We start from the raw sequence: 10,988 nt of genomic DNA, 5'->3' as shown, positions 1-10,988 counted from the left end.
CCCCCCCCCCCCCCCCCCCCCCCCCCCCCCCCCCCCCCCCCCCCCCCCCCCCCCCCCCCCCCCCCCCCCCCCCCCCCCCCCCCCCCCCCCGGCCGCGCGGGTCGAAGACGAGGATCCGGCGGTCGCCGTCCAGCAGGGCGCGGTAGCGCTCGGCGCGGGTGCGGGCCTGCTCGTGGTCCTGCGGGGTGAGCGCCGGGTCGGTGGCCCGGGCGAGTTCGCGGTCGAGCTCCGCGGTGAGGGCCAGCGTGTTGGCCCGGTACCGGAGTTGGACCGGGGCGCCGTCCAGGTTGCCGACCACCAGTGGGTGCCGGACGGCCAGCGCGTCCTGCTGGGCGGGCGTCAACTCGGCGAAGAATGCAGCGACTTCGGCCGGTGTGGCGGTGGCCGGGTCGGGCGGGTGGACGCCGAGCGCGGTGTCGGCCACCCAGGCGGCGCTGCCCGGCGGCGGGCCGGTGACGGCCTGTTGGGCATCCGTGGAGAAGCCGCCGAGACCGAGCACCGCGGCCAGCATCACCGTACTGGCCGCGATGGCTCTCTTGACCCGAAACTTCCCCATGTCCGGCCCCTCCCTCGTCCGTTCGACTTCGACGGAAAGGAAGGTAGAAATGCGACGGCCCCGCGGACGTCACACCGCGGGGCCAACTCCCGGGTGCTACCGGGGTACTACTCGGGGTATCGCTCGGGTACCACGGGGGGTGCCGCCCGGGTGGCGGTGGCCGGGACCACCGGCCCGGCGGGCGTCACTGGCCCGGCGTCACGAGGCCGGACTCGTAGGCGAGGACGACGGCCTGGGCGCGGTCGCGCAGGTCGAGCTTGGCGAGGATGCGCCCGATGTGGGTCTTGACGGTCTGCTCGGCCAGGACCAGCCGGCCGGCTATCTCCTGGTTGGACAGGCCGCGGGCGATCAGCTCCAGCACCTCGGTCTCGCGCGGGGTGAGGCCGTTGAGCCGCAGTTTGGGGTCCCGCCGCCGGGCCGGCCGGTTGCGGGCGAAGTCCTCGATCAGCCGGCGGGTCACCGAGGGGGCGAGCAGCGCCTCGCCGGCCGAGACCACCCGGACCGCGGAGATCAGGTCGGCCGGCGGGGCGTCCTTGAGCAGGAAGCCGCTGGCCCCGGCGCGCAGCGCCTCGTACACGTAGTCGTCCACGTCGAAGGTGGTCAGCATCATCACCTTGGGCCGGTGCGCGCCGGGGACGGCGGGGTCGAGCAGTCGGCGGGCGGCCTCCAGACCGTCCATGACGGGCATGCGGACGTCCATCAGCACCAGGTCCGGGTGGGTGCGGCCGCTCACCTCCAGGGCCTGCGCGCCGTCCGCCGCGTCCCCCACCACGTCGATGTCGCTCTGGGCGTTGAGCAGGGCGGCGAAGCCGGCCCGCACCATGGCCTGGTCGTCGACGATGATCACGCGGATGGTCATGCGGGCTTCTCCCGGGGGGTTTCGAGGGGCAGGACGGCGGCGACCTTGTAGCCGCCGTCCGGCATCGGGCCGGTCTCCAGCCTGCCACCGACCAGCCGGGCGCGTTCCCGCATTCCGATCAGTCCCTGTCCGGTGCCCTCCATAGAGGCCTCCAGCGACTCGGTGTGCTGGGGCGGGGGCGTGTTCACCACGGTCAGCAGCAGGGTGGCGCCCTCGTCGACCAGGGATATCCGGGCCCGCGAACCGGGCGCGTGGCGCACCACGTTGGCCAGCGCCTCCTGCACGATCCGGTACGCGGACAGGCCGACGGCCTTCGGCACCGCCTCGGCCAGCCCCGGATCCACCGTCAGCTCGGCCGGGACCCCGGCCCGCCCCACCGTCTCGATCAGCTGCGGCAGCTGCTCGATCCCGGGCTGCGGCACCTTCTCGGCGGCGGACTCCTCGCTGCGCAGCACGCCCAGCAGCCGGCGCATCTCGGTCAGCGACTCGCGGGCGGTGCCGGCGATGGCGGTGAACTCCTCGGTGGCCGCGGCCGGTACGCCGGTGATCCGGTACGGCGCGCTGGCCGCCTGCACGGCGATCACCGACATGTGGTGGGCGACCACGTCGTGCAGTTCCCTCGCGATCCGGGCGCGCTCCTCCAGCAGGGTGCGCCGCTCGCGTTCGGCCTCGCTGATGTGCTCCTGTTCGGCGAGCAGCCGGCGGGCCTCGGTGCGGTCCTGGACGGCCCAGCCGAGCAGCAGGGCGGCGCCGCCGAGGGCGACCAGCAGCATGGTGGTGCCGTCGTCGGCGTGCGGGAAGCCGAGCGTGGTGGTGAGGAGGGTGAGCAGGATCGTCGCGATCCAGACCGCGATCAGGGTGGCCCGGCTCTCCCGCAGCGCGAGCGCGATCAGCAGGAAGACGTACGCCAGGACCATCGGCGCCGTCCACGGCCAGGTGCCGCCGAACTGGTGGTGCCGGGCGGTGATGGAGGCCGTGGTGACGAGGGTGGCCGCGCTGATCCACCAGGCGGCCAGCGGCCGGGTGATGGCGAGCAGCAGCGGCGCGGTCTGGGCGACGGTGAGCGCGCCGGCGATGGGCACGGCGACGCCGTAGAAGTCGACCAGCGCGACGATCCCGGTGGGGATCAGCGAGGCCTGCATGATCAGCGCGACGACGTACGGAAGCCGGCGCAGCCAGGCGCGGGGCGAGTCCCCGAGCAGCGGGGCGTACCCGCCGGTCGGGGTGGTGAGGTGGTGCCGGAGCGAGCGGAGCAGCCGGAGGGCCTGCGCGCGGACTTCGGTCGTGGTGATCGTCTTCATCGCGGGCCAGCCTAAGAGGGTGCCGTCCGCCCGTCGTCGCACTGGGGTCGAACATCGGAGTGCTACCGGAGTAGGGGGTGCTACCCGGGTACTACTGCTCCCGGCACGGTTCCGGGGCCGGGAGTGGTGCCCGCGGTACTACCGCGGGCCTGTACTACCGCGTGGCCGGTACTACTGCGTGGCCGGTACTACTGCGGGCCGGTGCGCCAGTGGCCGGCCAGGGCCGGGCCGAGCTGGTCGAAGTGGCGCTCGATGACGGCGACCATGCCCTCGGGCCCGGCGGGCTCCTGGTCGGGGGTCCAGGACAGGTGGGCGGCGCGCAGCACGCTGCCGAAGACGGCGGCGAGCACGGTGGGGCGCAGGTCCTCGGCCGGGTCGAGGCCCTCGCGCTCGGCGAGCACCCGGACGACCACCCGTTCCTGCTCGGTGACCCGGCGCAGGTGGGTGGCGAGCAGGGTTGGGGTCTCCTCGATCATCCGCATCAGTTCGAGGGCGGTGGTGATCGAGCGGGGGCCGCTGCGGTGTTCGGCGCCGAGTTCGCGCCAGGACTGGACGATCGCGGCGCGCAGGGCCTGGAGCGGGGACTCGTGGGCCGGGCGGCGGCACAGGCACTCGATGAAGTAGTCCTCGGCGTCGGCCATCACGGCGAGCGCGACCTCGTCCTTGTTGGCGAAGTAGCGGAAGAAGGTGCGCTGGGAGACCTCGACGGCGGAGGCGATCTCGTCGACGGTGGTGCGGGCGAAGCCCTGGCCGAGGAAGAGCACGTGGGCGGCCTGGACGAGGGCGTCCCTGGTCTGCTGCTTCTTGCGCTCGCGCAGCCCTGGCAGCCGTTCGGGGGTGCCCGGGGCGGCGGTGGGGGTGGGGGTGCGAGCGGCCATGGCGGGGCCTTCCGAGCGCGTGCGGGCGGGGTGAGGAGCACAACCTTAGCGCTCTGACAAATGTCAGCCAGAGTCAGAAGTCAGTGTTTGCCGAATGTCAGTGGCTGACATAATCTGCCGGAAGTGGCGCTCGCCGACCGGGCACTCGTGGGGACGGGTGGGTCGCGGCGCCACGCCCACGTTCCGTTCTCTGCCACGCCCCCGGAGGGCCCCAGATGAGCCAGTCCGTCGTCAAGAACGCCAAGGCGGACGTCCCGCCGCAGCGCACGCCACCGGGCGGGGGAGGGCTCAAGGGGCACCCCTGGCTGACCCTGCTGACCGTCGCGGTCGGCGTGATGATGGTCGCCCTGGACGGCACGATCGTCGCCATCGCCAACCCCGTCATCCAGGCGGACCTGAAGGCCGCGCCCTCCGAGATCCAGTGGGTGACCAGCGGCTACCTGCTGGCCCTGGCGGTCTTCCTGATCACGGCCGGCAAGATCGGCGACCGGTTCGGCCACAAGAACACCTTCCTGGTCGGCGCCGTCGGCTTCGCCGCCACCTCGGCCGCGATCGGCTTCGCCGGCAACATCCAGACCGTGATCGCCTTCCGGGTGCTCCAGGGCCTGTTCGGCGCGCTGCTCCAGCCGGCCGCGCTCGGCCTGCTGCGCGGCGCCTTCCCGGCCGAGAAGCTCAACATGGCGATCGGCATCTGGGGCGGTGTGATCGGCGCCTCGACCGCGGCCGGCCCGATCGTCGGCGGCCTGCTGGTCGAGCACGTCAACTGGGAGTCGGTCTTCTTCATCAACATCCCGGTCGGCCTGATCGCGCTCGGCCTCGGCCTGTGGATCCTCAAGGACGTGCGGGCCGAGAAGGCCGCCAAGTCCTTCGACCTGCCCGGGATCGCGCTGCTCTCGGTGGCGATGTTCGCGCTGGTCTTCGGCATCATCAAGGCCCCCGAGTGGGGCTGGGGCGACGCCCGCACGCTGCTGTTCCTGGGCGGCGCGGTGGTCCTGATGGTGCTCTTCGCGTTCTGGCAGGCCCGGGCGAAGGAGCCGCTGATCCCGCTCAGCCTGTTCCGTTCGGTGCCGCTGTCGGCGGGCACCCTGCTGATGGTGCTGATGGCCTTCGCGTTCTTCGGCGCGATCTTCTTCGTGACCTTCTACCTGCAGAACGTGCACGGGATGTCGCCGGTGTCGGCCGGTGTCCACCTGCTGCCGATGACCGGCATGATGATCATCGGTTCGCCGGTGGCGGGCATCGCGATCGGCAAGCTCGGCCCGCGGATCCCGATCGTGGCCGGCATGCTGATCACCACCACCGCGATGTTCGGCATGTCCACCCTGGACGCGGGCTCCGGCACCGGCGTGATGTCGCTCTGGTTCGTCCTGATGGGCCTCGGCATCAGCCCGGTCATGGTCGGCGCCACCGAGGTGATCGTCGGCAACGCCCCGCTGGAGCTGTCCGGTGTGGCCGGCGGCCTCCAGCAGGCCGCGATGCAGGTCGGCGGCAGCCTCGGCACCGCGGTGCTCGGCGCGCTGATGGCCGCCAAGGTCACCGACGTGCTGCCGGGCAACTGGGCCCGGGCCGGCCTGCCGCCGGTCCAGGGCGCCGAGGCCGAGGGCCTCAAGCAGGCCGCGCAGCTCGGCATCGCCCCGCCGGCCCCGGCCGGCACCCCGCAGCAGGCGGTGGACGCGATGGCCGGCGCCGTGCACGACTCCTTCGTCAGCGGCATGTCGCTCGCCTTCGCGGTCGCCGCCGTGGTGGCCTTCGGCGCCGCCGTGCTCGGCCTGCTCACCCGCCGGGGCACCGTCGACGCGGGCCCGGCCGTCCACATCTGATCCCGCGCGGCCGACGGCCGACGACCAGCGGCCCCGGACTCGATGGAGTCCGGGGCCGCTGCGTGCCCTCATCCGCCGCCGCGGGCCGGTGGGACCAGCGGGACCCGCTCGGGTGCACCCGGGAACGCCGAAGGGCCGGACCTCCGTGGTCGGAGGCCCGGCCCTTCAGGGTCTAGCGGGTGATCAGGCGTCGCCGCCGGCGGCGCCCGGGTCGGCCGCGGCCACGTCGAGCAGCTGGTAGCGGTCGATCGCGTCCTTCAGCGCGCTGCGGTCGACCTTGCCCTGCTTGGCGAGCTCGGTGAGCACCGCCAGGACGACCGACTGCGCGTCGATGTGGAAGAAGCGACGCGCCGCACCGCGGGTGTCGGCGAAGCCGAACCCGTCGGCGCCCAGCGACTGGTACTGACCGGGCACCCAGCGGGAGATCTGGTCCGGCACCGCGCGCATCCAGTCGGACACGGCGACGACCGGGCCCTCGGCACCCTGGAGCTTCTGGGTGACGTACGGCACGCGCTGCTGCTCCTCGGGGTGCAGCAGGTTGAACTCCTCGGCCTCCACCGCGTCGCGGCGCAGCTCGTTCCAGGAGGTCGCGGACCAGACGTCGGCCTTGACGTTCCACTCCTCGGCGAGGATGCGCTGGGCCTCCAGGGCCCACGGCACGGCCACGCCGGAGGCGAGGATCTGGGCCGGGATCTGGCCGGCGGTGCCCGGCGCGTACTTGTGCAGACCCTTGAGGATGCCCTCGACGTCCACGTTCTCGGGCTCGGCCGGCATCTTGATCGGCTCGTTGTAGACGGTCATGTAGTAGAACACGTCCTCGCCGTGCGGGTGCTCGGCACTGGTGCCGTACATCCGCCGCAGACCGTCCTGGACGATGTGCGCGATCTCGAAGCCGTACGCCGGGTCGTACGCGACGACGCCGGGGTTGGTCGAGGCCAGCAGCTGCGAGTGGCCGTCGGCGTGCTGGAGGCCCTCGCCGGTCAGCGTGGTGCGGCCGGCGGTGGCGCCGATGACGAAGCCGCGGGCCAGCTGGTCGGCCATCTGCCAGAACTGGTCGCCGGTGCGCTGGAACCCGAACATCGAGTAGAAGACGTACACCGGGATCAGCGGCTCGCCGTGGGTGGCGTAGGAGGAGCCGGCGGCGATCAGCGAGGCGGTGCAGCCGGCCTCGGAGATGCCGTCGTGCAGCATCTGGCCGGTCGGCGACTCCTTGTAGGCCAGCAGCAGGTCGCGGTCGACCGACTCGTAGGTCTGGCCGAGCGGGTTGTAGATCTTCGCCGACGGGAAGAGCGAGTCCATGCCGAAGGTGCGGTACTCGTCGGGCGCGATCGGCACGAAGCGGTTGCCGATGCCCTTGTCCCGCATGAGGTCCTTGAGCACCCGGACGAACGCCATGGTGGTGGCGATGGTCTGGTTGCCGGAGCCCTTCTTGACCGCCTTGTACGCGTCGTCGCCGGGCAGTTCCAGCTGACGCGGGCGCACCTTGCGGGTCGGCACGTAGCCGCCCAGCTCGCTGCGGCGGTCGTGCATGTACTGGATCTCTTCCGAGTCGCGGCCCGGGTGGTAGTAGGGCGGGTAGCCCTCGTCCAGCTGCTTGTCGGTGATCGGCAGGTGCAGCCGGTCGCGGAAGCGCTTCAGGTCCTCGACCGTCAGCTTCTTCATCTGGTGGGTGGCGTTGCGGCCCTCGAAGTTGGGGCCGAGCGTCCAGCCCTTGACCGTCTGGGCGAGGATGACCGTCGGCTGGCCCTTGTGCTCGCGGGCCGCCTTGAACGCCGCGTAGATCTTCTTGTGGTCGTGGCCGCCGCGACCCAGGTGCTGGACCTGCTGGTCGGTCATGCTCTCGACCATCTTGCGCAGGCGCAGGTCGCTGCCGAAGAAGTGCTCGCGGATGTACTGACCGGTCTCGGTGGCGTAGGTCTGGAACTGGCCGTCCACCGTGGTGTTCAGCTTGTTGACCAGGACGCCGTCGCGGTCCTGCGCGAGCAGCGGGTCCCAGCTGCGGTCCCAGACCAGCTTGATCACGTTCCAGCCGGCGCCCCGGAACTGGGACTCCAGCTCCTGGATGATCTTGCCGTTGCCGCGGACCGGGCCGTCCAGGCGCTGCAGGTTGCAGTTGACCACGAAGGTCAGGTTGTCGAGGCCCTCGCGCGAGGCCAGCGACAGCTGGCCCAGCGACTCCGGCTCGTCCATCTCGCCGTCGCCGAGGAAGGCGTAGACGTGCGAGTCGGAGGTGTCCTTGATCCCGCGGTGCTCCAGGTAGCGGTTCATCCGGGCCTGGTAGATCGCGCCGAGCGGGCCGAGGCCCATGGACACGGTCGGGAACTCCCAGAAGTCCGGCATCAGCCGCGGGTGCGGGTAGCTGGAGAGGCCGTACGGGGCCTTCGACTTCTCCTGGCGGAACGCGTCGAGCTGCTGCTCGGACAGTCGGTCCAGCAGGAACGCGCGGGCGTAGATGCCGGGGGAGGCGTGGCCCTGGAAGAAGATCTGGTCGCCGGACTCGCCCTCGGCGTCCTTGCCGCGGAAGAAGTAGTTGAAGCCGACGTCGTACAGCGACGCGGAGGAGGCGAAGGTGGCGATGTGCCCGCCCACGCCGATGCCCGGGCGCTGTGCCCGGGAGACCATCACGGCCGCGTTCCAGCGGGTCGCGTTGAGGATCTTTCGCTCGATCTCCTCGTTGCCGGGGAAGAACGGCTCGTCCTTGGTCGCGATGGTGTTGACGTAGTCCGTGCTGCGCATCTCGGGCACGGCGACACGCTTCTCGCGGGCGCGCTCGATCAGGCGGAGCATCAGGTAGCGGGCGCGCTCGCGCCCCCGCTCGTCGATGGCCGCGTCAAGCGACTCCAGCCATTCCGCGGTCTCCTCGGGATCGAAGTCCGGGACCTGACTCGGAAGGCCGCCAATGATGATCGGGTTGCGATCGGATCCGGAAGCCACGCTGTTCCTTCACTGTCGGTCGAAACTGAGGTGTGTCGCGCCGCCTCCATCGTGCTACCGCGCTCGGAGATCCGTCATCTCTACCGATCGGTAACCGTTCCGCCTGGTGGGCGGGACGGTCTGGCGGTGCGCGGTCCGGGCGACTTCGCCCGCCCCGCACACCCCCGGGTGCTACGTACAGAGGTGGTCCGACCTGGTGTCCCGTCCGCCCGATGGCGGGCGGCCGGGGTGAGGGCCAACAGGAGACTCTACGCCCGCGCACGCGCGGACCCGAATGCCGTTCGTATCTCGGGCATCCGTACGCCCTGTGGGCCGGGACCACCCGAAGCATCCTTGTCTCATGCAGAGAAGGGCAAATCGGTGTGATTCCCGACACATCGAACGGCGTGTCCCCGCTGTGGCACGTCAACCTTTGGGGGGGATCGGGGGTCGGGTACTTGCGCGAACCGCCGCGCCCGTGTGGACTACGGCCACAGCCTCGGCATGGACGCCGGGCCGAATACTGGAGGTTATTCCCGTGAGCGCGACCGCGGACCCCGCGGACAAGTCCAACCCGGCGACCCGTCTCGGCTTCGAAGAGGGCCAGATCATCCAGGAGCTGGGGTACGACGACGACACTGACCAGGATCTCCGCGAAGGCATCGAGGAGCTCACCGGGACGGATCTCGTCGACGAGGACTACGACGACGTCGCCGACGCCGTCCTGCTGTGGCACCGCGACGACGACGGGGACCTCACCGACTCCCTCGTCGACGCCCTGGAGTACCTGGCCGAAGGCGGTCTGATCTGGCTGCTGACGCCCAAGACCGGGCGCGACGGCCACATCGAGGCGTCCGACATCGCGGACGCGGCCCGCACCGCCGGTCTCTCCCAGACCAGCTCGATCGCGGTCGCCAAGGACTGGGCGGCCACCCGGCTCGCCACCAAGTCCACGGCCAAGCCGGCCGGCAAGCGCTGAGCGGGCTCTGAGGCCCCGCACCGGGCCCCGTCGGAGGATCCCTCCGGCGGGGCCCGATCGTTTTCCGGGTCCGGAACCGGGGGCGGCGTCGCCCTCGTCGTCACGGAGCGTGGTCGCCAGGGGTCGCGTCCGCCCCGGGGCCGGCCCGGAAACGCGTTCGCCCAGGGCGAAAGCGGTGGAGCGCGCGGGTGCCGCCCTCATCCATTCGGCGGAACGTGCCCGAACGGATGCGAGGATGGCGCTGGCCGCGCCGCCCGCGCGGCGCGGTCGCGTCAGAAAGGTCACGTCCATGGCCATCGAGGTCGGCACCGAGGCTCCGGACTTCGAGCTCAACAACCAGCACGGCGAAGCGGTCCGCCTCTCCGACTTCCGGGGCGAGCGGAACGTCGTCCTGGTCTTCTACCCGTTCTCCTTCACCGGCGTCTGCACCGGCGAGCTCGGCGCCATCCAGCGGGAGCTGGCGCAGTTGCAGAACGACCGGGTCCAGGTGCTCGGCGTCTCCTGCGACTCGCAGTTCACCCAGCGCGTCTTCGCCGAGCGGGAGGGCCTGGAGTTCCCGCTGCTGGCCGACTTCTGGCCGCACGGCGAGGTCGCCCGCGCCTACGGCGTCCTCGACGAGCGGAAGGGCTGCCCCGTGCGCGGCACCTTCGTGATCGACACGGCGGGCACGGTGCGCTGGAGCGTCGTCAACGACCTCCCGGACGCCCGGGACGAGCAGGAGTACCTGAAGGCCCTCGGCGCCCTCTGAGGCCCCGCGTGGAGGCCCGTGGCGGTGGCCGTGGGCCCGGCCCCGCGAACTTCGAACAGCCGCGCCGGGCCCGTTCGCACGTCCGGACGGGAACCGCGCACTACGCTCGGTCCGTTGGCCGGGTGGGGCACGTGAGCCGCTCGCCGGCCGGCGCCTCGAACCGCACCACGGGGGCACCAGGGCGTGCCTCCCGATTCTTGGAGGACAAGTGGGTGTCAGCCTGAGCAAGGGCGGCAATGTCTCGCTCACCAAGGAGGCCCCGGGGCTTTCGGCCGTGGTCGTCGGCCTGGGCTGGGACGTCCGGACCACCACCGGGACGGACTTCGACCTGGACGCCAGCGCGCTGCTCTGCAACGAGCAGGGCAAGGTCGCCTCGGACGGGAACTTCGTCTTCTTCAACAACCTGAAGAGCGCGGACGGCTCCGTCGAGCACACCGGTGACAACCGCACCGGCGAGGGCGAGGGCGACGACGAGGCGATCAAGGTCAACCTGGCCGGCGTCCCGGCGGACGTGCAGAAGATCGTCTTCCCGGTCTCGATCTACGACGCCGAGAACCGCGGGCAGAACTTCGGCCAGGTCCGCAACGCGTTCATCCGCGTGGTGAACCAGGCCGACAACACGGAGCTGGCCCGCTACGACCTCTCCGAGGACGCCTCCACCGAGACCGCGATGGTCTTCGGCGAGCTGTACCGCAACGGCGCGGAGTGGAAGTTCCGGGCCATCGGCCAGGGCTACGCCTCCGGCCTGCGCGGCATCGCCCAGGACTTCGGCGTCAACGTCTGACCGGACGGCACCGGACGACGCGGGGCGGCGGCGGACGACGGCCGGTCGCCCGGCGCGGGAGCCTTCTACGGGGCGGGGGGGGGGGGGGGGAGGGGGGGGGGGGGGGGCGGGGGGGGGGGGGGGGGGGGGGGGGGAGGGGGGGGAACCAGA

General features: G+C 71.8%; 8 protein-coding genes and 1 pseudogene. 4 read left to right on the top strand and 5 right to left on the bottom strand.

The genetic code is table 11. The features are described from left to right. The 4 genes and pseudogenes from AC07BF_RS37070 to AC07BF_RS37055 all read right to left on the bottom strand — a co-directional run. Positions 1-556: pseudogene (locus AC07BF_RS37070) on the bottom strand (hypothetical protein); the annotation flags it as partial. A gap of 184 nt (positions 557-740) precedes the next feature. Next, entirely contained in the window at positions 741-1,415 is a 675-nt protein-coding gene (locus AC07BF_RS37065; RefSeq protein WP_063347446.1) for a response regulator, read from the bottom strand. Beyond that, a complete protein-coding gene (locus AC07BF_RS37060) occupies positions 1,412-2,716 on the bottom strand; it encodes a sensor histidine kinase (RefSeq protein ID WP_363580684.1) in 1,305 nt (434 codons plus the stop codon). The genes AC07BF_RS37065 and AC07BF_RS37060 overlap by 4 nt, the downstream gene beginning before the upstream one ends. 188 nt (positions 2,717-2,904) lie before the next feature. Beyond that, positions 2,905-3,594 carry a TetR family transcriptional regulator gene (locus tag AC07BF_RS37055; RefSeq protein ID WP_363580686.1) on the bottom strand — a complete coding sequence of 230 codons (690 nt, stop codon included), beginning with the start codon at positions 3,592-3,594 and terminating at the stop codon, positions 2,905-2,907. Between the two features lie 215 nt (positions 3,595-3,809). On the opposite strand from AC07BF_RS37055, the gene AC07BF_RS37050 reads away from it, so the two are divergent. Beyond that, on the top strand, positions 3,810-5,414 hold the full coding sequence (locus AC07BF_RS37050) for an MFS transporter (RefSeq protein WP_363580688.1): 1,605 nt from the start codon (positions 3,810-3,812) through the stop codon (positions 5,412-5,414). Positions 5,415-5,597: 183 nt separating this feature from the next. Here AC07BF_RS37050 and aceE read toward each other — a convergent pair whose 3' ends face one another. After that, on the bottom strand, positions 5,598-8,348 hold the full coding sequence (gene aceE, locus AC07BF_RS37045; protein ID WP_363580690.1) for a pyruvate dehydrogenase (acetyl-transferring), homodimeric type: 2,751 nt from the start codon (positions 8,346-8,348) through the stop codon (positions 5,598-5,600). 517 nt (positions 8,349-8,865) lie between these two features. On the opposite strand from aceE, the gene AC07BF_RS37040 reads away from it, so the two are divergent. The 3 genes from AC07BF_RS37040 (at position 8,866) to AC07BF_RS37030 (ending at position 10,838) form a co-directional block, all read left to right on the top strand. Next, positions 8,866-9,306 carry a DUF3052 domain-containing protein gene (locus AC07BF_RS37040; RefSeq protein WP_363580692.1) on the top strand — a complete coding sequence of 147 codons (441 nt, stop codon included), beginning with the start codon at positions 8,866-8,868 and terminating at the stop codon, positions 9,304-9,306. 289 nt (positions 9,307-9,595) lie between these two features. Further along, positions 9,596-10,054 carry a peroxiredoxin gene (locus AC07BF_RS37035; RefSeq protein ID WP_363580694.1) on the top strand — a complete coding sequence of 153 codons (459 nt, stop codon included), beginning with the start codon at positions 9,596-9,598 and terminating at the stop codon, positions 10,052-10,054. Between the two features lie 208 nt (positions 10,055-10,262). Continuing rightward, entirely contained in the window at positions 10,263-10,838 is a 576-nt protein-coding gene (locus AC07BF_RS37030) for a TerD family protein (protein ID WP_363580696.1), read from the top strand. Positions 10,839-10,988: the final 150 nt, after the last annotated feature.

The sequence above is a fragment of the Kitasatospora sp. NPDC043950 genome (assembly GCF_056435345.1).
This window is presented reverse-complemented; position numbering and strand designations above follow the sequence as displayed.

Bases quoted from the DNA above. Each gene is read 5' to 3' on its own strand.
- AC07BF_RS37065 (WP_063347446.1), bottom strand. From the start codon at position 1,415: ATGACCATCCGCGTGATCATCGTCGACGACCAGGCCATGGTGCGGGCC.
- AC07BF_RS37055 (WP_363580686.1), bottom strand. From the start codon at position 3,594: ATGGCCGCTCGCACCCCCACCCCCACCGCCGCCCCGGGCACCCCCGAA.
- AC07BF_RS37060 (WP_363580684.1), bottom strand. From the start codon at position 2,716: ATGAAGACGATCACCACGACCGAAGTCCGCGCGCAGGCCCTCCGGCTG.
- AC07BF_RS37050 (WP_363580688.1), top strand. From the start codon at position 3,810: ATGAGCCAGTCCGTCGTCAAGAACGCCAAGGCGGACGTCCCGCCGCAG.
- AC07BF_RS37035 (WP_363580694.1), top strand. From the start codon at position 9,596: ATGGCCATCGAGGTCGGCACCGAGGCTCCGGACTTCGAGCTCAACAAC.